Genomic DNA, 22908 nt, shown 5'->3' on the forward strand with positions numbered 1-22908 from the left:
GCGCAGAGAGAGGCGCAGAGAGAGGGCGGATCCGGCTCAGACGGGGTGGCCGAACCCTGTTCGGGGCGATCACGGGCGGTGTGACCTTCGCCGCTCCCGCCGTCGGGGCTGGGCAGCTACGTTACTCATAAGTAGCATGGTCTGAGCAAGCGCTCAGCGTCCCGCACCCTGGAGGAGAGCCATCGTGCCTCGTACCGTCAGGGACGTCGTCTTCGTCGACGGCGTCCGCACCCCGTTCGGCAAGGCGGGCCCGAAGGGCATCTACCACGAGACCCGCGCCGACGACCTCGTCGTGAAGGCGATCCGGGAGCTGCTGCGCCGCAACCCCGGTCTCGACCCGAAGCAGATCGACGAGGTGGCCATCGCGGCGACCACGCAGATCGGTGACCAGGGCCTGACCATCGGCCGCACGGCCGGCATCCTCGCGGGGCTGCCGCAGTCGGTGCCCGGCTACTCCATCGACCGCATGTGTGCCGGCGCCCTGACCGCCGTCACGTCGGTCGCCGGTTCCATCGCCTTCGGCGCCTACGACGCCGTCATCGCCGGTGGCGTCGAGCACATGGGCCGCCACCCCATGGGCGAGGGCGTGGACCCGAACCCGCGCTTCGTCAGCGAGAAGCTGGTCGACGAGTCGGCGCTGTTCATGGGCATGACCGCCGAGAACCTGCACGACCGCTACCCGCACATCACCAAGCAGCGCGCCGACGAATACGCCGTGCGCTCCCAGGAGAAGGCCGCCAAGGCGTACGCCGACGGCAAGATCCAGGCCGACCTGGTCCCGGTCTCCGTGCGCCGCACCAACCCCGAGGCCGGCGAGACCGGCTGGGGCCTGGTCACCGCCGACGAGCCGATGCGCCCGGGCACCACGATGGAGAACCTCCAGGGCCTGAAGACCCCGTTCCGTGTCCACGGCCGGGTCACCGCCGGTAACGCGGCCGGTCTGAACGACGGCGCCACCGCCTCGATCATCGCGTCCGAGGACTTCGCCCGGGAGAACGACCTCCCGGTCAAGATGCGCCTCGTCTCGTACGCCTTCGCGGGCGTCGAGCCGGAGGTCATGGGCTACGGCCCGATCCCGGCCACGGAGAAGGCCCTCGCCAAGGCGAGCCTGTCCATCGAGGACATCAATCTCTTCGAGATCAACGAGGCCTTCGCCGTCCAGGTGCTGGCCTTCCTCGACCACTACGGCATCGCGGACGACGACGAGCGCGTCAACCAGTACGGCGGCGCGATCGCCTTCGGTCACCCGCTCGCCTCCTCCGGCGTCCGTCTGATGACGCAGCTGGCCCGCCAGTTCGAGGAGCAGCCGCAGGTCCGTTACGGCCTGACCACCATGTGCGTCGGCTTCGGCATGGGCGCGACGGTCATCTGGGAGAACCCGCACTTCGACGGAGGCAACAAGTGAGCACCACCGCTGAGCTCCTGAAGGGCGCGGCCGAGCTGTTCCCTGACGAGGTCGTCACGTCCGCGCACGTACGCCACCTCGACCTGCCGTTCGGCGCCGGGCGCTTCGCGCTCATCACGCTGGACAACGGCTTCGACCACACCAAGCCGACCACCTTCGGCCCGCAGTCGCTGGCGAACCTCAACACCGCCCTCGACCAGGTCGAGAAGGAGGCCGCGGACGGCGACATCGTCGGCGTCGGCATCACCGGCAAGCCGTTCATCTTCGCCGTCGGCGCCGACCTCAAGGGCGTCGAGCTGCTGAAGGAGCACAAGGACGCGCTGGCCATCGGCAAGGGCGGCCACGAGGTCTTCAAGCGCCTCGGCGGCCTCGCGGTCCCGACCTTCGCGTACTACAACGGCGCCGCGATGGGCGGTGGCGTCGAGGTCGGTCTGCACTGCAAGTACCGGACCGTCAGCAAGGCCCTGCCGGCCTTCTCGCTGCCCGAGGTCTTCCTCGGCCTGGTTCCCGGCTGGGGCGGCTGCACGATCCTGCCGAACCTGATCGGCGCCGACAACGCCGTCTCGGTGATCATCGAGAACAGCCTCAACCAGAACAAGCAGCTCAAGGGCCAGCAGGTCTTCGACCTGGGCATCGCGGACGCCATCTTCGAGGGCGCCGACTTCCTGGAGCAGTCGCTGATCTGGACCGCCCAGGTGCTGAAGGGCGACGTCGAGGTCGAGCGCCCGGTGATCGACCGCGGTGAGGCCTGGGACCAGGCCGTCGCCAAGGGCCGTTTCATCGCGGACTCCAAGGTGCACGGGGCCGCTCCGGCCGCCTACCGCGCCCTGGACATCATCGCCGCCGCCAAGAACGGCGACCTCCAGCAGGGCTACGACGCCGAGGACAAGGCGCTCGCCGACCTGATCATGGGTGGTGAACTGCGCGCCGGCATCTACGCCTTCAACCTGGTGCAGAAGCGCGGCAAGCGCCCCGCCGGCGCCCCGGACAAGAACCTGGCGCGTCCGGTCACCAAGGTCGGTGTCGTCGGCGCCGGCCTGATGGCCTCCCAGCTCGCGTTGCTCTTCCTGCGCCGCCTGGAGGTGCCGGTCGTGCTGACCGACATCGACCAGGAGCGGGTCGACAAGGGCGTGGGCTACGTCCACGCCGAGATCGACAAGCTGCTCGGCAAGGGCCGTATCAACCAGGACAAGGCCAACCGCCTCAAGGCGCTGGTGAGCGGTGTCCTGGACAAGGCCGAGGGCTTCTCGGACGCGGACTTCGTCATCGAGGCCGTCTTCGAGGAGATCGGCGTCAAGCAGCAGGTGTTCGCGGAGGTCGAGGCGGTCGCCCCGGCGCACGCCATCTTCGCCACCAACACCTCCTCCCTCTCGGTCTCGGAGATGGCGTCGAAGCTGAAGCACCCCGAGCGGGTCGTGGGCTTCCACTTCTTCAACCCGGTCGCGGTGCTGCCGCTGCTCGAGATCGTCCGCGGCGAGAAGACGGACGACGCCTCCCTGGCCACGGCCTTCGCCGTCGCCAAGAAGCTGAAGAAGACCGCCGTTCTGACGAAGGACGCCCCGGCGTTCGTCGTGAACCGCATCCTCACCCGCTTCATGGGCGAGATCCAGAACGTCATCGACGAGGGCACGCCGGTCGAGACCGCCGAGAAGGCCATCGAGCCGCTCGGTCTGCCGATGTCCCCGCTGGTGCTGCTGGAGCTGGTCGGCCCGGCGATCGGTCTGCACGTCTCGGAGACCCTCAACCGGGCCTTCCCGGACCGCTTCACGGTCTCCCCGAACCTCGCGGCCGTCGTCAAGGCGGGCAAGCGCGGCTTCTACGTGTACGACAGCGGCAAGCCCGAGCTCGACCCGGAGGTCGCCGCGCTGCTGAAGCAGGGCGACTCCGTCCTCACCGAGGAGCAGGTCCGCGACCGTGTCCTCGACGCTGTCGCCCAGGAGATCGGGCTCATGCTCGACGAGGGTGTCGTCGCCGAGGCCCAGGACATCGACCTGTGCCTGATCACGGGTGCCGGCTGGCCCTTCCACCTGGGCGGCATCACGCCGTACCTGGACCGCGAGGGTGTCTCCGAGCGCGTGAACGGCAAGAAGTTCCTGGCGCCGGGCGTGGCGAGCGTCCCCGCGTAAGCGCTGCGCTGTGCACGCCGGTGCCCCGCACGCCGACTCGGTGTGCGGGGCACCGGCGTCTCAGCCGGCGGCCGGGCGCCGGTCCTCGACATGGACGACATGGAGGTCGGTGCCGTCCTGGTGGCGCTTGGTGCGCCCGTGGATGCCGACGGCCAGGTGGGAAGGGTCAACGGGCTCGTCGGGGGCGACGTGGGTGACGACGTCCGGGTGATGGCCGGTGACCAGCCAGCCCAGGCCGTCCTTGAGCGTGAGCACATGGAAGTCACCGGCCGGTGAGCCGACGTGCACCGGGCCGAACTCGCCGAGAATCCCGCCGGCCTGTTCCGCGAGGTCGCCGTCGGGCTCCTTCAGCACCACGCAGGTGCCGTGCTCGAAGAGCACCCAGGAGGTCCCGGAGGGCTCCAGGATGCGCCGCCATATGTCGACCGGGCTGTCCGTGCTTTCCGTGCTTTCCGTGTCCATGATGGTCATCCTCGCGCAGGGAGGCCCGAACGGTCCCGTGCATTACCTGCGTTCAGACCTCGCGCCAGGCCTCCAGCGCCAGCCCCGGCTCGTCCTTGCGCCGGGTGACGAGCAGCTGCCCGGTCGACGGCGACAGCGTGGCCGCGACCACCCGGCCGTCCTCGTCCCTGGCCAGCGCCACCACCGCGTCCGCCGGCAGCTGCGGCCCCGACTCGGTCCACCACGCCCCGGCCGACTCCTGCTCCGTCGGATAGGCGGCGAAGGCGACCCGGCCGCTCGCCGAGCGCTGGGCGAGCAACGTGCAGTCGTGGCCGTCGAGTTCGCAGCGGATCGCGCTGACCGGTCCCGGGCCCGCGGACGCCAGCAGGGTGAGCGGCTTGGTGCCCGGGCGCCAGGCGCACACGTCGCCGGAGTCGTCGGCGTAGAAGAGCGTGGTGTGATCCGCGGAGGTGGCCAGGGCGTACAGCGTGTCCGGGCGGGCGGAGATCTCCACAGCCTCCTCCAGGACCGGCACCGCGGCGAGTTCCTCCTGACGCCAGTGCAGTACGGCCCCGGGGACGGCGGCGTACAGCTCGACGCGCCCGGACTCCCCCGTCACGGCCGCCAACCGGTCCTGTACGTCCTGCCCCTTGAGGTCCCGCCAGGGATCCCAGCCGCCTTTCTCCTTCTGCATCCGCATGCTGACGCCGCCCCCCGCGTTACGCACGAAGACATGGCCGCGCCCGCGGACGTCGACCGCGACGGCCGGCGTCCCCGTGCGGTCGCCGGTCTTGTCGGGGTGGCCGATCGACGCCCAGTCCAGGGCCGCGAGGCGGGGGCGGAAGTGCGTGGTGTGCACGAGCCCCGCCTCACCCGCCTTGGTGGGCCGCCAGGCCGCGAGATGCGCATACGCGTCCGCGCCCTGGCCGACCGCGGGTCCGGGACGCAAGGTCTGGTCGCCGCCGAGCCGGCGGGAGGTCTCCCAGGGGCCGCCGTGCCCGAGCTCCGCTCGGCACAGGACGGCGTCATCGGTCGGCAGATAGACGCTGAGGCGGCCATCGCGACCGCGGATGAGCCAGTCGCCGTTCACCGGTTCACTCTATTCGGGGTCCATGACGGCTCGTCCGCCGCCCCCGGCCGGTTCCTCCCCCGCCCGATCCGGAACGGTTCGGTCCGCCGCATCCCCTCGTCGGGCGGGCAAGCTGGGTTCCAGCAGCAACCTCCTTACGCGAACAGGAAGTCGACGTCATGACCGACAAGCTCACCGTGAGCGTCCTGGGCACCGGCATCATGGGTGCCGCCATGGCCCGCAACCTCGTGCGGGCGGGGCACGAGGTGCGGGCCTGGAACCGCACCCGGGCCAAGGCGGAGCCCCTGGCCGCCGAGGGCGCGTTCGTGGCCGACTCCCCCGCCGAGGCGGTGCGGGACGCCGACGCCGTCCTGACGATGCTGTACGACGGCCCCGCGACGCTGGACGTGATGCGCGCGGCGGCGCCCGCGCTGCGCGCCGGTGTGGCGTGGGTGCAGTCGACGACCGCGGGTGTGGAGGGGATCACCGAGCTGGCCGCCCTCGCCCGTGAGCACGGCCTCGTCTTCTACGACGCCCCGATGCTGGGCACCCGGCAGCCCGCCGAGGCCGGACAGCTCACCGTGCTGGCGGCGGGGCCCGCCGAGGGACGGCCCGTGGTGACGCCGGTGTTCGACGCCGTCGGCGCCCGTACGGTGTGGACCGGCGAGGACGGCGCGGCGGGCAGCGCGACCCGGCTCAAGCTGGTCGCCAACAGCTGGGTGCTCGCCGTGACCAACGCGGCCGGCGAGGTGCTGGCGTTGGCCAAGGCCCTAGGCGTCGAGCCCGAGCGGTTCTTCGAGGTGATCGACGGCGGCCCGCTCGACATGGGGTATCTGCGGGCCAAGACCGGCCTGGTGCTGGAGGGCGGTCTGTCCCCCGCCCAGTTCGCGGTCGGGACGGCGGCCAAGGACGCGCGGCTCATCGTGGCGGCCGGGGAACGCCACGGCGCCCGGCTGGACGTGGCCGAGGCCGGTGCGCGGCGCTTCGAACGGGCGGCCTCGCTGGGGCACGGGGACGAGGACATGGCCGCGGCCTATTTCGCCAGCTTCGGAGAGGAGGGGCCCCATGAGTGACGGCGATGCCCCCCTGCTCGTGATCGTCGACGCCGCGAACGTGGTCGGGTCGGTGCCGGACGGATGGTGGCGGGACCGGCGGGGGGCCGCCGAGCGGCTGCGGGACCGGCTGGCGGCGGACGGGGTGCCGGGGCGGCCGGGGCCCGTGGAGATCGTGCTGGTGGTGGAGGGGGCCGCCCGGGGTGTGGAGTCCGTGCCGGGGGTGCGGGTGGAGTCCGCGGCCGGGAGCGGCGACGACCACATGGTGGAGCTCGTCGCGCACGCGGGCGGCCGGCCGTGCCTGGTGGTGACCGCGGACCGGGAACTGCGGCGCCGGGTCACGGAACTGGGGGCGGACGTGGCGGGGCCGCGTACGGTACGGCCGTGACCGGCTGCCGTACGCGGCCTGTGCCGTCGGGCCGGCCTACGCGGTGTCTCCGTGCCCCTTCTCCACCTCGGCGGCCGTCGTCTCCTCATGTCGTCCGAGGCGGCTGTGGGAGCGGCCGTAGAGGAAGTACACGAGGAAGCCGGCGGCCATCCAGATGGCGAAGCGGACCCAGGTCTCGGCGGGCAGGTTGATCATCAGCCACAGCGAGGCGCACACCGACAGGATCGGCAGGACCGGCACCCACGGGGTGCGGAAGGCCCGGTGCAGGTCGGGGCGGGTCCTGCGCAGGATGATCACGCCGATGGCCACGACCACGAAGGCGAACAGCGTGCCGATGTTCACCAGGGCGGCGAGCTCGGTCAGCGGCGTGAAGCCGGCGAGGACCGCGATGATCACGCCGAGCAGGATCGTCGGCCGGTGCGGGGTCTTGAACTTCGGGTGGACGCGCGAGAAGAAGCGCGGCAGCAGTCCGTCCCGGCTCATGGCGAAGAAGACACGGGTCTGGCCGAGCAGCAGGATCATGCAGACCGTCGTCAGGCCGACCGCGGCGCCGAAGCTGATGAAGCCCGCGAACCAGGGATGTCCGGTGGCCTTGAAGGCGTCGGCGAGCGGGGCGTCCACGGACAGCTCGCTGTAGTGCTGCATGCCCGTGACGACGATCGACACGAGGACGTACAGCGTGGTGCAGATCAGCAGGGAGCCGATGATGCCGCGCGGCATGTCGCGCTGCGGGTTCTTGGTCTCCTCGGCCGCCGTGGCCACGACGTCGAAGCCGATGAAGGCGAAGAACACGACGGAGGCGGCGGTGAAGATGCCCATCACGCCGAAGTTGGAGGGCGCCCAGCCGAACATGAGCTGGATCAGCGGGGCGTCGAGATTGCTGCCGGCGTCCACCGGCTGGCTCTTCGGGACGAACGGGTCGTAGTTGGCGCCCTTGACCAGGAAGGCACCGGCGATGATCACGGTCAGGACGACGGCCACCTTGATGGCGACGACCAGGGACGTGATCCGTGCCGACAGCTTCATCCCGAGCACGAGGATGAAGGTCAGGACGAGGACGAGCACGGCGGCCAGGATGTCGAAGCCGAAGGCGTCGGCGCCCTCCCGGCTGCCCAGGGCATCGGGCATCGCCCAGCCCGCGTTGTCCATGAGCGACTGGATGTAGCCGGACCAGCCGACGGCCACCACCGCCGTCCCGAGTGCGAACTCCAGGACCAGGTCCCAGCCGATGATCCACGCGGGCAGTTCACCGAGGGAGGCGTACGAGAAGGTGTACGCCGACCCGGCGACCGGGAGCGTGGAGGCGAACTCGGCATAGCAGAGTGCGGCCAGTGCGCACGCGACGCCGGACACGACGAACGCCAGGGCCACCGCGGGTCCGGCGTTGTCCTTCGCGACGGTGCCGGTGAGCACGAAGATGCCGGTGCCGATGATGACACCGACACCGAAGACGGTCAGATCGAGCGCGGACAACGACTTCTTGAGCGCGTGCTCCGGCTCCTCGGTATCGAGGATGGACTGCTCGACTCTCTTCGTCCGGAAGAGTGTGCTGCTCACGGTCTACCTCCCACGCTTGTCGTCCCCGACATGATCGAGAGGGGGCGTGGTACGCCTGCCCCGGCGCGAGCGGATTCATACGGATGGGCCGGTTTCACCACTCTACTCGGCGGTGAAACCGGCCCGTTCGGACGTATGCGGCGTCGTCAGTCGGGGGTCGTCAGTCGCGGGCGGGCTCCACCTCGGCCGCGGCCCGGTCGAAGCGGCCGTCCAGCTTGGAGACCAGGCCGGTGACCTGACGGGCGATGTCGGGGGCGGTGAGGCCGATCTCCGTCATCACCTCGGCGCGGGTGGCGTGGTCGAGGAAGCGGGGCGGGATGCCGAAGTCGCGCAGCGGGACGTCGACGCCCGCGTCCCGCAGGGCCTGTGCGATCGCCGAGCCGACGCCGCCGACGCGGGAGTTGTCCTCGACGGTGACGACCACGCGGTGCCGCTCGGCGAGCGGGGCCATGGCCTCGTCGACGGGCTTGACCCAGCGCGGGTCCACGACGGTGGTGGAGATGCCCTGCTTGTCGAGCAGTCCGGCGATCTCCAGGCACATCGGGGCGAGGGCACCGACGGACACCAGCAGCACGTCGGGACGGTCGGTGCCGGGCTCGCGCAGGACGTCCATGCCGCCGACGCGGCCCACGGCGGGCACGGCGGGGCCGACGGCGCCCTTGGAGAAGCGGACCACGGTCGGGGCGTCGTCGACCTGGACGGCCTCGCGCAGCTGGGCGCGCACCTGGTCGGCGTCGCGCGGGGCGGCGAGCCTGAGGCCGGGGACGACCTGGAGGATCGACATGTCCCACATGCCGTTGTGGGAGGCGCCGTCGGTGCCGGTGACGCCGGCCCGGTCGAGCACGAAGGTGACCCCGCACTTGTGCAGTGCGACGTCCATCAGGACCTGGTCGAAGGCGCGGTTGAGGAAGGTGGCGTAGACGGCGAAGACGGGGTGCACCCCGCCCGTGGCCAGGCCGGCCGCGGAGACGGCGCCGTGCTGCTCGGCGATGCCGACGTCGTAGACCCGCTCGGGGAAGCGCTTGGCGAACTTGTCGAGGCCCACCGGCTGGAGCATGGCGGCGGTGATGGCGACGATGTCCTCGCGCTCCTCGCCCAGCTTGACCATCTCTTCGCCGAAGACGGAGGTCCAGTCGGCGCCGGACGTGGCGATCGGCAGCCCGGTGTCGGGGTGGATCTTGCCGACGGCGTGGAAGCGGTCGGCCTCGTCCTGGAGGGCGGGCTGGTAGCCGCGGCCCTTCTCGGTGAGGCAGTGCACGATGACCGGGCCGCCGAAGCGCTTGGCTCGGGCCAGGGCCGACTCCAGGGCCTCGATGTCATGGCCGTCGATGGGACCGACGTACTTGAGGCCGAGGTCCTCGAACATGCCCTGGGGGGCGATGAAGTCCTTCAGACCCTTCTTGGCTCCGTGCAGGGTCTCGTAGAGCGGCTTGCCGACGACGGGGGTGCGGTCGAGGATCTCCTTGGTGCGGGCCAGGAAGCGCTCGTAGCCATCGGTGGTCCGCAGGGTCGCCAGGTGGTTGGCGAGGCCGCCGATGGTGGGCGCGTAGGAGCGCTCGTTGTCGTTGACGACGATGACGAGCGGGCGGTCCTTGGCCTCGGCGATGTTGTTCAGCGCCTCCCAGGCCATACCGCCGGTCAGCGCGCCGTCACCGATGACGGCGACGACGTGGTCGTCGCGTTTGCGCAGCTGGTTGGCCTTGGCGAGGCCGTCGGCCCAGCCGAGGACGGTCGAGGCGTGCGAGTTCTCGATGACGTCGTGCTCGGACTCGGCCTGCGAGGGGTAGCCGGACAGGCCGCCCTTCATCTTCAGCTTGCTGAAGTCCTGACGGCCGGTGAGCAGCTTGTGCACATAGGACTGGTGGCCGGTGTCCCAGAGCACCTTGTCCTTGGGCGAGTCGAAGACCCGGTGCAGGGCGATGGTCAGCTCCACCACACCGAGGTTGGGGCCGAGGTGGCCGCCGGTCTTGGAAACCGCGTCGACGAGGAAGGTCCGGATCTCCTCCGCCAGCTGGTCCAGCTGCTCCGGGCTGAGCCGGTCCAGATCGCGCGGTCCCGTGATACGGGTCAGCAGCGGCACCCGTGCCTCCTTGCAGTAGAGCTGTTCGAGCTGTTGCCGGGCGTGTCGAGTCTAATGTTCCGCCGTTGCGGGCGGCGCGCGGGCGGTGCGTCATACGTCACGGGTCGGCTGTACCCAAGTTGTGGCATCCCTACGACAGGACTGTGCCCGGCACCGCCATTGGTGCCGGGCACAGTGTCTGCAGGGCGACGGTGCTATGCGCGACCGGCCGTCTTCTGTGTCTTGCGGGTGATCGAGTCGATCACGACCGTGGTGAGCAGGACGCCCGCGGTGATCATGTACTTCACCGGCTCGGCGATCGACTCCAGCTGGAGGCCGTACTGGATCGAGACGATGACCAGCACACCGAGCAGCGCGTTCCAGGTGCGGCCACGGCCGCCGAAGAGCGACGTACCGCCGATGACGGCCGCGGCGATCGCGTTCATCAGGAGGTCACCGGTACCGGCGCTCTGGTTGGCGGAGGCGATCTTCGAGGCCAGGAAGAGGCCGCCGATCGCCGCGAAGCCACCGGAGATCGCGAACACGGAGATCCGCACGGCGGTGACGTTGATGCCGGCACGACGCGAGGCCTCGACGCTGCCACCGAGGGCGAAGACCTTGCGGCCGTACGACGTCCTGCGCAGCAGGAAGTCCGTGGCGAACAGGAACACCAGGAAGATCACGGTGGCCAGCGGCAGGCCCTTGTACTGGTTGTACATGATCGCCGCGGCGAAGGAGACCACACCGAGCAGCGCCGTCCGCAGGATGGTGTCGCTCAGCGGCCGGAACGGGATCCCCGCGGCCTCGCGGCGGCGGTTGCCCAGGAACGACGTGATGAAGAACACCGCGGTCATCACGGCCGCCAGGCCGTACGCGGCGGCCACGTCGGTGAAGAAGTACGTGGTCAGCTTGCCGATCAGACCGTCGCTGTCGAGGTTGATCGTGCCGTTCTCGCCCAGTGTCTGGAGCATGAAGCCGAGCCAGAACAGCAGACCGGCCAGGGTCACGGCGAAGGCGGGGGCGCCCAGTACCGCGAAGAAGAAGCCGTGCGCCGCGCCGATGAGCGCGCCGGCGGCGACGGCGAAGAGCACGGCCGCCCACTCGGGCCAGCCCTGGTTCACCGCGAGGACGGCGGCGAGGGCGCTGGACGCGCCGCTGACCGAGCCGACGGACAGGTCGATCTCGCCGAGCAGCAGCACGAACACGATGCCGACGGAGATCATGCCCGTGCCGACCATCGTGACGGTGATGTCGCTGATGTTCTGCGCGGACAGGAACGCGGGGTTCAGGCTCTGGAAGATGATGCAGATGACGATCAGGCCGAGGATGACGGGCAGGGAGCCCAGCTCACCGGCCTTGATCTTGCGCCGGAACTCGGTGACGTAGCCGGCCAGGCCCTGCTCCTGCACCAGCAGGCGCGGGTCGACGGCGGTGACCGCCGCCGCGGCGGCCTCGGTGTTGAGGACCTCGTGCTCGTCCTGCGGCGTGGTGGAGGTCTTGTCGATGCTCACTTGGAAACCTCCCCGTTCGTGCGCGCCGCACGGCGGGTCACGGCGTTGTCGGTGGCGCCGGTGATGGCGGAGATGATCTCCTCCTGCGAGGTCGTCTTGACCTCGAAGACACCGTTGTTCTGGCCGAGGCGCAGCACGGCGACCTTGTCCGCGACGGCCTTGACGTCGGCCATGTTGTGGCTGATGAGGATGACGGCGTGGCCGCGCTCGCGCAGCCGCTCCACGAGGTCGAGGACCTGCGCGGTCTGCTCGACGCCGAGGGCGGCGGTGGGCTCGTCGAGGATGACCAGCTTGGGCTCGCCGAGCATGGAACGGGCGATGGCCACGGTCTGGCGCTGACCGCCGGAGAGCGAGGCGATCGGGATACGCACGCTGGGGATGCGGATCGAGAGCGTCTGGAGCAGCTCGCGCGAGCGGCGCTCCATCTCGACCTCGTCGAGGACGCCGCGCTTCTTGAGCTCGCGGCCCAGGAAGAGGTTGCCGACGACGTCGATGTTGTCGCACAACGCGAGGTCCTGGTAGACCGTCGCGATGCCCAGGGCCTGGGCGTCGTGCGGCCGGTTGATCGACACGGCCTTGCCTTCCCATTCGATGACGCCCTCATCGATGGGGTGCACGCCGGCGATCGTCTTGACCAGCGTGGACTTTCCGGCGCCGTTGTCGCCCACCAGGGCGACCACTTCACCGGCGTGGACCTCAAGCTCTACGTCGGTGAGCGCCTGGACGGCACCGAAACGCTTGGAGACCCCGCGCAACGCCAGCACGGGCGTAGCGGACACGTGAACCATCTCCTTCGCCGCCTGACCCGGCGGAAGGGCTGTGCAGAGAAATTCAGGGCGGGTGGGCGGGGGTTGCCCGGGTGGGTGACGGGGGTTTACCCGCGTGGGTGGTCCGTCCGGCGCCCCGCGCCGAGCTTGCGGGGCTGAATGATGCGCGGGGCACCGGAGGAGTCCTAAGGGTCATGTCCCGTACGGGAATTCAAGTGCGAACTCCCGTACCTGGAAAGGGACCTGACTAGCCGATCTTGAGCTCGTCGCACGCGGCCTTGTACTTGCCGGTGCAGATCTCGGCGGCGGTGTAGACGCCGTCCTTGATGACGGTGTCGTTGACGTTGTCCTTCGTCAGCGAGGTGACGGGGACGAGCACGGAGGGGATGCCCTTCGCGCTGCCGCTGTCGACCTTGTCCTTGGCGATGGAGTCCAGCGACTTGCCCTGGGCGAGCGCGACGGCCATCTCGGCGGCGGCCTCGGCCTCGGGGGCGTACGGCTTGTAGACGCTCATGTACTGCTCACCGGCGATGATGCGCTGCACCGCGGCCAGCTCCGCGTCCTGGCCGGTGACCGGGACGTCGATGCCGGCGGCCTTCAGGGCGGTGATGATCCCGCCCGCCATGCCGTCGTTGGCGGAGTAGACGCCGACGATCTTGTCCTTGCCGAGGGCGGAGATCGCCGACTCCATGTTCTGGTTGGCGTTCTCCGGCTTCCACTCCTTGGTGTCGTACTCCTTGCCGACCTTCACCTTGCCGTCGAGGGCGGAGTGCGCGCCCTCCTTGAACTGGGCGGCGTTCGGGTCGGTGACGGAGCCGTTCATCATGACGATCTGGCCGTCCTTGGCCTTGCCGCCCAGCGCCTTCAGCAGGGCCTCGCCCTGGGTCTTGCCGACCGAGACGTTGTCGAACGAGGTGTAGGCGCTGATCGGGCCCTCGGCCAGGCGGTCGTAGGCGACGACCTTGATGCCGGCGTCGACGGCCTTCTGGACGGAGTTCTTGATCGCCTTGGCGTCCACGGCGTCCAGGATCAGTACGTCCACCTTGTTGGTGATCATCGTGTCGACCTGCTGCGCCTGCAGGTTGGCGTCCTGCTTGGCGTTGTTGTAGTCGATGGTCGCCTTGTCGTTCGTCAGCTCCTTGATCTTCGCCTGGATCAAGGGACGGTCGAACTTCTCGTAGCGGGCGGTCTGGTTCTCCGGGAGCAGGAGACCGACCTTGATGTTGTCGCCCTTGGCGGCGGAAGCAGTGGAGTCGTTGTCGCCGCCCGCTTCCCCGGCGCTGCCGCAGGCAGCCAGCGAGATGGCCATCGCACCAGCGGCGACGGCAACGGCGGCACGACGCATACGCGTGTTCACTTCAGAAACCTCCCTGACGAGGCCGCGACATTGCGGCCGAGGTGGCTGGAAGTCAACTCGGCCACACGTGCGACGTCAAGAAGTAAATCCTTAACGGGTTGGCAACGGTGCCATGCGTTCTCTAAGTGAAGGCAGGCGTGGCCGCATGCAGCGCGCTGGCGACACTTCCATCCAAAAGCACTGAATCGCCCATCTCACTGAGCGCCAGAGCAAGGGCTCCGAGCACCTCCGCACGACCACCAAGTGCCCCGGGGAGAATGGACAGTTGGCGCGCCGCGCTGGGAATGGCGTACCGGCCGACGGACTCCCGGATCGGCCCGAGGACCAGCTCGCCGGCCTCGGCGAGATCACCGCCGAGGACCACGCGGCTCGGGTTCAACAGGTTGCAGAGGTTGGCGACTCCACTGCCGATGTGGCGGCCGACGTCGGCGATCACTCGACGGCAGCCCGGATCTCCGTCCCTGGCCAGCCGTACGACGCCCTCCATGGTCAGATCGGTGCCATGGCTGGACTGGAGCAGCGGGAGCACATAGCGGGCAGCCGCGAAGGTCTCCAGGCAGCCCCGGTTTCCGCAGCGGCAGACCGGGCCGGATTCATCAAGAGTAATATGCCCTATTTCACCCGCCGTGCCGCCGGGGCCCCGATAGATCTGCCCGCTGATGACCAGACCCGCGCCCACACCGCTGGCGACCTTGATGTACGCCAGATCCCGCACGCCCTTGCCGCTGCCCCAGACCAGCTCTCCCAGGGCGCCCAGGTTGGCGTCGTTGTCCACGTGCACGGGCACGCCGAGCCGGCCGCGCAGTTCCTCGGCGGGCTTGGTGCCGGTCCAGCCGGGCAGGATGGCGGTCGAGCCGAGGGTGCCGGACTCGACGTCGATCGGGCCGGGCACGCCGAGGCCCACCCCGGCGATCTTGGAGCGGTCGACGCCGGTCGCCGCGATCAGCCGGTCGATCAGCTCCTCGGCCCGGTCGAAACCCTGGGTCGAGGAGGCGTCGACGTCCAGCGGTTCGGACTCCTCCGCCAGCACCTGATGGGCGAGGTTCCCGACCGCGACGCGGAGATGCGTATGGCCGAAGTCGACCCCTATGACGATCCCGGCGTCGCCGCTGAGCGAGACGCTGCGGGCCCGGCGGCCACCCGCCGATGTGGGCGTGACCTCGACCGTTCCGCCGTCCTTCAGTTCCCGGACGATGTTCGAGACCGTCGCCGCGGACAGACCCGTGGTCCTGGCGATCTCCGCCTGGGTGAGCGATCCGGCCAGCCTGACGGCCCGGACGACCCGCTCCAGGTTGGCTCGGTGCAGCGACGACTGCGACCCCGGAGTCTCCACGACGACCTCCTGCGCGCGGGACCGCTTCGATGAGGCCCCGTCCGTGTCCAACTAGTGAACTCTAAGCTGAGCCGTTCGGGTTGCCTCCCGTCAAGAGGTTGAACCGGATCCGGAAGTGTGTACGCACACACGTGAGCCGCCTCGTGGTGAGGCGGCTCACTTTGGACGAGGAGTGACGTACCCCTCACGCTGGGCCCACAGACAGCGTTTACTTCAGCGCACCCGCCGTCAGACCGGCCTGCACCTGTCGCTGGAAGATGAAGTAGACGATGAGCACCGGCAGCATCGCGATCATCATGCCGGCCATCAGGGCGCCCCAGTCGTTCTCGTAGCCCTGCTGGAGGGCGATCATCGCCAGGCCCTGGGTGAGGACGTATTTGTCCTCGTTCTGGTTGAGGACCATCGGCAGCAGGTACTGGTTCCACTGCCCCAGGAAGTTGAAGATGCCGATGCTGATCAGGCCCGGCTTGGCCATGGGCAGCATCACCTGGAAGAACGTTCGCGTGTGCGAGGCGCCGTCGATCAGCGCGGCCTCCGCGACCGAGGTCGGCAGCGTGCGGAAGAACGCGGTCATGAAGAAGACCGTGAACGGCAGCGAATAGGCGATGTAGACGAGGATCAGTCCGTGGTACGTCGCCAGCAGCGAGCTGCCGGGGAAGTCCCGCAGCACGAAGAACAGCGGGATGACCAGCATGAAGACCGGGAAGGACATGCCGGCCACGAACATGAAGTAGATGAACCGGTTGCCCGGGAACGTGAACCGCGCCAGCACATAGGCGGCCATCGAGCCCAGCACCATCGTGCCGACCACCGATCCGCCCACCACGATGGCGGTGTTCAGGAAGTACTGGCCCATGTTCGCCTTGTTCCAGGCGTTGGCCCAGTTCTCGAACTCCAGCGAGGTCGGCAGGCCCCATGGGTCGGACAGGATGCCGTTGCTCGTCTTGAAGGAGCTCCACAGCACCCACAGCAGCGGCACGCCCACCATCAGCGCCCACAGGACGAGCATGCCGTGCGAGAAGACGTGCAGGACGCCGCCCTCGGAGCTGCGGCCGTCGGTGGCGCCGAGCTTCTTGCTGACGCTCGGGCGGTCCGGCCCGGCCGTCTTGGTGACCGTGCCGGTGTTCGTGTCGGTCGTCATCGCCCCGTACCCCTAGAACTCGATCCGCTCACGCCGCGCGAAGCGCAGGGTGAGCACGGCGAACGTCATGGTGACGATGAGCATCGCGACGCCCATCGCGGACGCGTAGCCGAACTGGCTGTCACGGAAGGCCGTCAGATACAGGCGCAGCGGCATGACGTCCGTGGCGCCGTCGGGGCCACCCATGTTGACGGACATGATCTGCACCAGGGCGAAGCCGTCCAGGGCGATGATGCCCATGTACACCCACCCGGTCTGCACGGTGTCCCAGAGCAGCGGCAGGGTGATCCGGAAGAAGGTGGGGAAGCGGCCGGCGCCGTCCAGCAGGGCCGCCTCGTAGATGTCCCGCGGGATGGACGCCATCGCCGCGGAGAACAGCACGACGTAGAAGCCCACGTGGGACCAGATCATCACCGCCATGATGCAGAGCAGGGCGAGGCTCTTCTCGCCCAGCCAGGCGTTCTGCCAGCCGTCCAGACCGAGGGTGCCGAGCAGGGAGTTGAGCATGCCGTCCTGCGGGTCCGGGTTGTAGATGTTGAACCAGATGACGGCGATGATGGTGATGGAGATGACCTGCGGAAAGAAGAAGACGAACCGGTAGAACTTGGACCCGGCGACGCCGGTGATGACTTCGTTCTTACGGCGCTTTCCGCCGACGTTGAGCATGAAGGCGAAGAACAGCCCGAGGCCCAGCGTCACGATCGGCACCGCGATCAGCATCCAGACGTTGTGCCAGAGCGCGTTCCAGAAGTCCTCGTTGTGCCAGAGCTTTTCGAAGTTCTCGAATCCGACGAACTTCGCCGTGCCCACGAGTCCCGACCAATCGGTCAGCGAGATCTGGAACGCCTGGACGAACGGCGAGATCACGAAGATCGCATAAACGATCACGGGCAGGGCCAGGAAGCCCACGATGAATCGGTATTTGCCGTGTTGCATGGTGCTTCCCGGCCCTTCCCCTCGTTGTCCGCCCGGCCTACTTCTCGCGCGTGAACTTCTTCACCGAATCGTCCTTGCGCACCGCGTCGGCGTATTGCTGGGTCTTCTTGATCCACTCGGCCGCCTTGAGTTCACCGGTGAGCAGCTGCCCGGTGAGACCGCCGATCTTCTCGTCCGTCAGCGACGGGTACCACTCCTGGAGCTGGAGGCTGATGATGTTGTCGCCGGCCCCCTTGAACGCCTTGCTCGCCGAGGCCAGACCCGGCGAGAGAGTCATGCCCTCGGTGGCGTCGACGACACAGGTCAGCGACTTGACCTTGGTGGCGAAGTTCTGCGCGTGCTTCTTGGAGAGCATGATGCGCAGGAGCTCCATGCCACCGGCCGGGTTCTTGCCCTTGCTCGCCACGATGTACGGCTCGCTGGGCTCGGCGCGCAGCGTGCCGTTGGGCATCTTGTCGCCGCTCGAGCCGTCGAAGAGCGCGCCGACGGACATCTGGAAGTCCTTGGGCGTGGTCGGGGCGGCCTCGTTCTCCACCCAGGAGCCGTTGGGGATGAACACGGCCTTGCCCTTGTTCCAGGCGGTCTGGGACTGAATGTGCGTCAGGCCCTGGCTGCCTTCCAGGAAGTACTTCTTCGCCGCGAGTTCCTCGTAGTGCTCGACGACCTGCTTGACCGCGTCGTTGCTGGTCCAGGCGTTCGGCTCCAGGTTGTCGATGGCGATCCAGGCGTCCATTCCGCCGATCTTGGCGATCTGGGCGAACAGGTTGAAGTGGACGTAGTACGGATACTTTCCGGCATATGTCCAGGGCGCGATGCCCTTCTTCTTGATCTCGCCGCAGAGCTTGACCATGTCGTCGAGCGACTTGGGGTATTCCCAGCCGCTGTCGGCGAGGACCTTCTGCGAGTACCAGGTGCCGTAGATGGTGAAGGCGTAGTACAGCACGTCGAAGGTGCTGCCGTGCTTGCCCTTCTCGATGGTGCTCGGGTGGATGACGTCCGAGATCTTCTTGCTCGCGTCGTCCATCGAGGGCGCGTCCAGCAGCGCCTGGAGGTCCTGGAGCTGGCCTTGAGTGGACAGCTTGTTCATGTCGAGGTGGTCGGCGCCGGAGTTGTCGATGACGTCCGGCGGGTTGCCGCCGGCGAAGCGCGGGGTCAGCTTCGGGCCGACCTGCTGGGTGCCGGTGTGCTTGACGTCCGCCTTGTACTTGGCCTTGTAGTCGGCCTCCGCGTCCTTGGCGTACTGGTCGCCGAGGCCGCCCTTGAAGATGAACGCCTCCAGCGCGGTGCCCTCCTTGACACCGAGCGGGTTGGTGGCGGACTTCGCGCCGCCTGGTGCCTTGCTCTCCTTCTCGTTGCCCCCGCCACCGCCGGTGGCACAGGCCGACAGGAAGCTCATCGTCGGTACGGAGACCAGACCGAGCGCGACGGACCGCCTGATCAGGGCGCGGCGTCCGACGCCCGGGGCGCCGGTGTTCTCGGAGCCGGTGTTCTCGGAGCCGTAGTTCTCGGTGTTCTCGGCGGAAGTGGATCCCATGCTCAAGTCCTCGCCTTCTCCAGGACTCAGGCGGTGAACCGGATCCTCCCCGGCACCGCGATCGGGTCGAACTGGTCGTGCAGGCTGGGTCGTGCAGTAAGTGCGGATCGTGTGAAGTGCCGACAGGTATAGTCCACTTCCCGCCAGCGGATCAAGATCGAATGAAGTTTGACCGATGGTCTTTTCCGAGTTGAGACCTGCGGGAAATCCCGGCGACCTGTGTCTTCCGTGGCGGAAAAATCCCCGTCATTGTCCCCGAATGCCACATCCAACACCCTTGACATGACTGAGCACTTGGGCCACAACTGATCCTTGCGTAGCGAAGTTGACAACGTTGTCCCGTGCGCAGGGAGGGTACCCGTTGAAGCAGCAGAGAGCTCGGCACAGATGGGGTGAGGCGGCTGTCGTGTCGGCGGCCGTCCTCTCTTTGGCGGTGAGCGCACAGGGGGCCGCGGTGGCTCTGCCGCCCGCCCCCGCGACGATGGACCGGGAGTTCGCGTCGTCGTTCGAGGCCGACGACCCGGCACCCGACTGGCTCAACACCGTCGACACCGCACCCGACGGCGGCAAGCGGGCCTCCGGCGTCGATGGCGGCTACAGCAGCGGCATTCCGGGCAATGTGACCGACCGGGTCACGGACGTGCGGGCGAACGGCGAGAACACCGGCGGCGGGGAGGTGAAGGAGAACCTCGTCGACGGAGAATCGAGCACCAAGTGGCTGGTCTTCGAAACCGCCGGGTGGGTGGAGTTCGACACGGATAAACCCATAAAGATAGCGAAATACGCGCTTACTTCAGCAAATGATCACGCCGAGCGCGACCCTCGGGACTGGACCCTGAAAGGCTCCGCCGACGGCAAGGAATGGAAGACCCTGGACACCCGCTCCGGTGAGGCGTTCACCGAAAGGTTCCAGACAAAGACGTACGACCTCGCGGAGCCGGCCGAGTACCAGCACTTCCGGCTGGAGGTCACCGAGAACAACGGCGCCTCGGACATTCTCCAGCTCGCCGACGTCCAGTTCTCCACGGGCGGTGGCGACGGCCCGGTCCCGCAGGACATGCTCTCCCTCGTCGACCGCGGCCCGAGCGGCTCCCCGACCGCGAAGGCCGGCGCCGGCTTCACCGGCAAGCGGGCGCTGCGCTACGCCGGGCGGCACACGGCGGACGGGCGGGCGTACTCGTACAACAAGGTCTACGACGTCGACGTGGCCGTCGGCCGCGACACCCGGCTGTCCTACCGAGTCTTCCCGTCGATGGCGGACGGCGACCTCGACTACGACGCCACGAACGTCTCCGTCGACCTCGCCTTCACCGACGGCACCTATCTGAGCGACCTCGGCGCCACCGACCAGCACGGCTTCCCCCTCTCGCCGCGTGGGCAGGGCGCCGCCAAGGTGCTCTACGTCAACCAGTGGAACCACGTGGCCTCCCGGATCGGGTCGGTCGCGCGCGGCAAGACCGTCGACCGGATCCTGGTGGCGTACGACTCCCCCGAGGGCCCGGCGAGGTTCCGGGGCTGGCTGGACGACGTCACGCTGAGGTCCGTGGCGCCCGAGAAGCCGAAGGCGCACCCGTCGGACTACGCGCTCACCACCCGCGGCACCCTGTCCAGCGGCGGCTTCTCACGCGGCAACAACTTCCCGGCGACCGCCGTGCCGCACGGCTTCAACTTCTGGACGCCGGTGACGAACGCGGGGTCGCTGAGCTGGCTGTACGACTACGCCCGCTCGAACAACGCCGACAACCTGCCGACGATCCAGGCGTTCAGCGCCAGCCATGAGCCCAGCCCCTGGATGGGCGACCGGCAGACCTTCCAGGTGATGCCCTCGGCGGCCTCCGGAACCCCGGACGTGGGACGGGAGGCACGCGAGCTCGCGTTCCGGCACGAGAACGAGACCGCGCGGCCGTACTACTACGGGGTGCGGTTCGAGAACGGGCTGAAGGCGGAGATGGCGCCGACCGACCACGCGGCGGTGCTGCGCTTCACCTACCCGGGTGACGACGCGAGCGTCCTCTTCGACAACGTGACGGACCAGGCGGGGCTCACGCTCGACAAGGAGAGCGGGACCTTCACCGGCTACTCGGACGTGAAGTCCGGGCTGTCCACGGGCGCGACCCGGCTGTTCGTGTACGGCACCTTCGACAAGCCGGTGACCGAGGGCTCCTCCAGTGGGGTGAAGGGTCATCTGCGCTTCGACGCCGGTGACGACCGGACCGTCACGCTCCGCCTGGCCACCTCCCTCATCAGCGTCGACCAGGCCAAGGACAACCTGCGCCAGGAGGTCGACGGTGCCTCCTTCGAGACCGTGAAGTCGCGCGCCCAGCGCCAGTGGGACCGGCTGCTCGGCAAGGTCGAGGTGGAGGGCGCGAGCCAGGACCAGCTGACCACGCTGTACTCCAGCCTGTACCGGCTGTACCTGTATCCCAACTCGGGCTTCGAGAAGGTCGGCGGGAAGCACCGGTACGCGTCGCCCTTCTCCCCGATGCCGAACCCCGACACCCCGACGCACACCGGCGCGAAGATCGTCGACGGCAAGGTGTACGTCAACAACGGCTTCTGGGACACCTACCGCACCACCTGGCCGGCGTACTCGCTGCTCACGCCGAGCCAGGCCGGCGAGATGGTCGACGGCTTCGTCCAGCAGTACAAGGACGGCGGCTGGACCTCCCGCTGGTCCTCCCCCGGTTACGCGGACCTGATGACCGGCACCTCCTCGGACGTGGCCTTCGCGGACGCCTACGTCAAGGGCGTGGACTTCGACGCGAAGTCGGCTTACGACGCGGCCGTGAAGAACGCGACCGTCGTACCGCCGTCGTCGGGCGTGGGCCGCAAGGGCATGGCGACCTCGCCCTTCCTCGGCTACACCAGCACCGAGACGCACGAGGGCCTGTCCTGGGCGCTGGAGGGCTACCTCAACGACTACGGCATCGCGCGGATGGGTCAGGCGCTCTACAAGAAGACCGGCGACAAGCGGTACAAGGAGGAGTCGGCGTACTTCCTGAACCGCGCACAGGACTATGTCAACCTCTTCGACTCGAAGGCCGGCTTCTTCCAGGGGCGGGACGCGAAGGGCGACTGGCGTGTCGAGTCCTCGAAGTACGACCCGCGCGTATGGGGCCACGACTACACGGAGACCAACGGCTGGGGCTACGCCTTCACGGCGCCTCAGGACAGCCGGGGCCTGGCCAACCTGTACGGCGGCCGGAGCGGCCTCGCGGACAAGCTGGACGAGTACTTCGCCACCCCGGAGACGGCCTCGCCCGACTTCGTCGGCTCCTACGGGGGCGTCATCCATGAGATGACGGAGGCGCGGGACGTCCGGATGGGCATGTACGGCCACTCCAACCAGGTCGCCCACCACGCGAACTACATGTACAACGCCGCCGGTCAGCCCTGGAAGGCGCAGAAGAACGTCCGTGAGGTGCTGTCGCGGCTCTACGTCGGCAGTGAGATCGGGCAGGGCTACCACGGCGACGAGGACAACGGCGAGCAGTCGGCCTGGTACCTGTTCTCCGCGCTGGGCTTCTATCCGCTGGTGATGGGCAGCGGCGAGTACGCCATCGGGTCGCCGCTGTTCACCAGGGCGACGGTCCAGCTGGAGAACGGCCGGAAACTGGTCGTCAAGGCGCCGCGGAACAACGCCCGCAATGTGTACGTCCAGGGGCTGAAGGTCAACGGCGTGCCGTGGAGGTCGACTTCGCTGCCCCACGCGCTGATCGCGAAGGGTGGCGTCCTGGAGTTCGAGATGGGTCCGCGGCCCTCCTCCTGGGGCACCGGCAGGAACGCGGCGCCGGTGTCGATCACCCAGGACGACGAGGTGCCGACACCGCGCGCGGACGTGCTGAAGGGCGACGGGGCGCTGTTCGACAACACCTCGGCGACCCAGGCGAGCGTCACCTCCGTGGACCTGCCGGTGTCCGAGGGCGCCAAGGCGGTGCAGTACACCCTGACGTCGCCGTCGGACCGGACGAAGGCGCCGACCGGCTGGAAGCTCCAGGCGTCGAAGGACGGCACCACCTGGCGGACCCTGGATGAGCGCTCCGCCCAGTCCTTCACCTGGGACCGGCAGACACGGGCCTTCTCCGTGCGGTCACCGGGGACGTACGACAAGTACCGCCTGGTCCTCGATGCCGAGGCGGTGGTCTCGGAGGTCGAACTGCTCGGCTGAACAGGCGGATTGCGGGTCGATGGACCCGCTCGGCCGGGGGGGGGGGGGGGGGGGGGGGGGGGGG

Annotated in this window: 16 protein-coding genes; 5 read left to right on the forward strand and 11 right to left on the reverse strand. The window is 68.6% G+C overall.

Annotation, left to right across the window (positions count from 1 at the left end):
• The first annotated feature begins 184 nt into the window (after positions 1-184).
• Complete coding sequence (locus ACHBTE_RS03265; RefSeq protein ID WP_394721772.1) at positions 185-1405, forward strand: thiolase family protein; 1221 nt, start codon at positions 185-187, stop codon at positions 1403-1405.
• Positions 1402-3531, forward strand: a complete 2130-nt coding sequence (locus ACHBTE_RS03270) for a 3-hydroxyacyl-CoA dehydrogenase NAD-binding domain-containing protein (protein ID WP_394721773.1) — start codon at positions 1402-1404, stop codon at positions 3529-3531. The genes ACHBTE_RS03265 and ACHBTE_RS03270 overlap by 4 nt, the downstream gene beginning before the upstream one ends.
• 60 nt (positions 3532-3591) lie before the next feature.
• Here ACHBTE_RS03270 and ACHBTE_RS03275 read toward each other — a convergent pair whose 3' ends face one another.
• Positions 3592-4002, reverse strand: coding sequence for a hypothetical protein (locus ACHBTE_RS03275; RefSeq protein WP_394721774.1), 411 nt, complete (start codon positions 4000-4002; stop codon positions 3592-3594).
• 43 nt (positions 4003-4045) lie between these two features.
• Entirely contained in the window at positions 4046-5062 is a 1017-nt protein-coding gene (locus tag ACHBTE_RS03280; protein WP_394721775.1) for a hypothetical protein, read from the reverse strand.
• 158 nt (positions 5063-5220) lie between these two features.
• Between ACHBTE_RS03280 and ACHBTE_RS03285 the strand changes: the two genes are divergently transcribed.
• Together ACHBTE_RS03285 and ACHBTE_RS03290 are read left to right on the forward strand one after the other, a co-directional pair.
• Positions 5221-6114, forward strand: coding sequence for an NAD(P)-dependent oxidoreductase (locus ACHBTE_RS03285; RefSeq protein WP_394721776.1), 894 nt, complete (start codon positions 5221-5223; stop codon positions 6112-6114).
• Positions 6107-6481 (forward strand): NTP pyrophosphohydrolase, encoded by a 375-nt coding sequence (locus tag ACHBTE_RS03290; RefSeq protein WP_394721777.1) that lies wholly within the window; start codon positions 6107-6109, stop codon positions 6479-6481. The genes ACHBTE_RS03285 and ACHBTE_RS03290 overlap by 8 nt, the downstream gene beginning before the upstream one ends.
• Before the next feature lie 36 nt (positions 6482-6517).
• Here the strand turns inward: ACHBTE_RS03290 and ACHBTE_RS03295 are convergent, their stop codons facing one another.
• The 9 genes from ACHBTE_RS03295 to ngcE form a co-directional block, all read right to left on the reverse strand.
• The gene (locus ACHBTE_RS03295; protein ID WP_394721778.1) at positions 6518-8038 is read right to left on the reverse strand and encodes an amino acid permease; all 1521 of its coding nucleotides are present in this window, start codon (positions 8036-8038) and stop codon (positions 6518-6520) included.
• 160 nt (positions 8039-8198) lie between these two features.
• Positions 8199-10118: a 1-deoxy-D-xylulose-5-phosphate synthase gene (dxs, locus tag ACHBTE_RS03300; protein ID WP_394721779.1), complete on the reverse strand. Its 1920-nt coding sequence runs from the start codon at positions 10116-10118 to the stop codon at positions 8199-8201.
• A 194-nt stretch (positions 10119-10312) separates the two neighbouring features.
• Entirely contained in the window at positions 10313-11608 is a 1296-nt protein-coding gene (locus ACHBTE_RS03305; protein ID WP_394721780.1) for a sugar ABC transporter permease, read from the reverse strand.
• Complete coding sequence (locus tag ACHBTE_RS03310; RefSeq protein ID WP_394721781.1) at positions 11605-12396, reverse strand: ATP-binding cassette domain-containing protein; 792 nt, start codon at positions 12394-12396, stop codon at positions 11605-11607. Before ACHBTE_RS03310 ends, ACHBTE_RS03305 begins: the two co-directional genes overlap by 4 nt.
• 226 nt (positions 12397-12622) lie before the next feature.
• A complete protein-coding gene (locus ACHBTE_RS03315; protein WP_394721989.1) occupies positions 12623-13720 on the reverse strand; it encodes a sugar ABC transporter substrate-binding protein in 1098 nt (365 codons plus the stop codon).
• Positions 13721-13853: 133 nt separating this feature from the next.
• A complete protein-coding gene (locus ACHBTE_RS03320; RefSeq protein ID WP_394721782.1) occupies positions 13854-15065 on the reverse strand; it encodes an ROK family protein in 1212 nt (403 codons plus the stop codon).
• A gap of 208 nt (positions 15066-15273) precedes the next feature.
• A complete protein-coding gene (locus tag ACHBTE_RS03325) occupies positions 15274-16206 on the reverse strand; it encodes a carbohydrate ABC transporter permease (RefSeq protein ID WP_394721783.1) in 933 nt (310 codons plus the stop codon).
• 12 nt (positions 16207-16218) lie between these two features.
• The gene (locus ACHBTE_RS03330; RefSeq protein WP_394721784.1) at positions 16219-17142 is read right to left on the reverse strand and encodes a carbohydrate ABC transporter permease; all 924 of its coding nucleotides are present in this window, start codon (positions 17140-17142) and stop codon (positions 16219-16221) included.
• A gap of 37 nt (positions 17143-17179) precedes the next feature.
• On the reverse strand, positions 17180-18676 hold the full coding sequence (ngcE, locus tag ACHBTE_RS03335; protein WP_394721785.1) for an N-acetylglucosamine/diacetylchitobiose ABC transporter substrate-binding protein: 1497 nt from the start codon (positions 18674-18676) through the stop codon (positions 17180-17182).
• A gap of 427 nt (positions 18677-19103) precedes the next feature.
• Here ngcE and ACHBTE_RS03340 point away from each other — a divergent pair, with 427 nt between their 5' ends.
• A complete protein-coding gene (locus ACHBTE_RS03340; protein WP_394721990.1) occupies positions 19104-22844 on the forward strand; it encodes a GH92 family glycosyl hydrolase in 3741 nt (1246 codons plus the stop codon).
• Positions 22845-22908 lie beyond the last annotated feature (64 nt).

Source organism: Streptomyces sp. M41 (genome assembly GCF_043673425.1).
Lineage (GTDB): Bacteria > Actinomycetota > Actinomycetes > Streptomycetales > Streptomycetaceae > Streptomyces.

Bases quoted from the DNA above. Each gene is read 5' to 3' on its own strand.
- ACHBTE_RS03315 (WP_394721989.1), bottom strand. From the start codon at position 13,720: ATGCGTCGTGCCGCCGTTGCCGTCGCCGCTGGTGCGATGGCCATCTCG.
- ACHBTE_RS03325 (WP_394721783.1), bottom strand. From the start codon at position 16,206: ATGACGACCGACACGAACACCGGCACGGTCACCAAGACGGCCGGGCCG.
- ACHBTE_RS03290 (WP_394721777.1), top strand. From the start codon at position 6,107: ATGAGTGACGGCGATGCCCCCCTGCTCGTGATCGTCGACGCCGCGAAC.
- ngcE (WP_394721785.1), bottom strand. From the start codon at position 18,676: ATGGGATCCACTTCCGCCGAGAACACCGAGAACTACGGCTCCGAGAAC.
- ACHBTE_RS03275 (WP_394721774.1), bottom strand. From the start codon at position 4,002: ATGACCATCATGGACACGGAAAGCACGGAAAGCACGGACAGCCCGGTC.
- ACHBTE_RS03330 (WP_394721784.1), bottom strand. From the start codon at position 17,142: ATGCAACACGGCAAATACCGATTCATCGTGGGCTTCCTGGCCCTGCCC.
- ACHBTE_RS03310 (WP_394721781.1), bottom strand. From the start codon at position 12,396: ATGGTTCACGTGTCCGCTACGCCCGTGCTGGCGTTGCGCGGGGTCTCC.
- ACHBTE_RS03285 (WP_394721776.1), top strand. From the start codon at position 5,221: ATGACCGACAAGCTCACCGTGAGCGTCCTGGGCACCGGCATCATGGGT.